The following is a 651-nucleotide window of genomic DNA, read 5'->3' on the forward strand; positions in this document are numbered from 1 at the left end:
GGTGTTGAGGTTGTTGATGGTGTGCTCGAACCGGTTCTGGTACGCACCGAGCGTGGCCCGCGCGGTCGAGATGCCCTTGATCGCGGTGTCGATCGCGGTGATGGCGGCCGAGGCGCCGGTCACCAGGTCGAGCGAGTCGACCCCGAGGCCGGTCGAGTCGAAGCCGGTGACGCCGGTGACGCTGCCGAAGGCGGCGGTGCCGAGGTTGACCGCGATCTGGTCCGCGGTGTTGGTGTTGGCGCCGACCTGGAAGGTGCCGGTGTAGGAGGCGCTCGAGTCGAGCAGCTTCTGGCCACCGAAGGACGTGGTGGTGGAGATGCGGTCGAGCTCGGCGTTCAGCTGCGTGAACTCCGTCTGCGCCGCGGTACGGGCGTCGGTGTCCTGCGAACCGGTCGAGGACGCCTGCACCGACAGGTCACGCATACGCTGCAGGATCGAGTGCGTCTCGGTGAGCGCGCCTTCAGCGGTCTGCACGACCGAGATGCCGTCCTGCGCGTTGCGGACCGCGACCTTCAGACCACCGATCTGCGAGCGCAGGCCCTCACTGATCGACAGGCCGGCCGCGTCGTCCGCGGCCCGGTTGATCCGGTAACCGGACGACAGACGCTCCAGCGACTTGCTCATCTGGCTGTCGGTCGTCGACAGGTTCCG

Annotated in this window: 1 protein-coding gene; it reads right to left on the bottom strand. The window is 68.0% G+C overall.

All coding sequences use genetic code 11. The annotated features are described in order from the left end of the window. On the bottom strand, positions 1 to 651 hold a 651-nt coding region (locus ABD332_RS59935; protein ID WP_344516118.1), incomplete at both ends, for a flagellin N-terminal helical domain-containing protein.

The organism is Dactylosporangium maewongense (assembly GCF_039531485.1).
Lineage (GTDB): Bacteria > Actinomycetota > Actinomycetes > Mycobacteriales > Micromonosporaceae > Dactylosporangium > Dactylosporangium maewongense.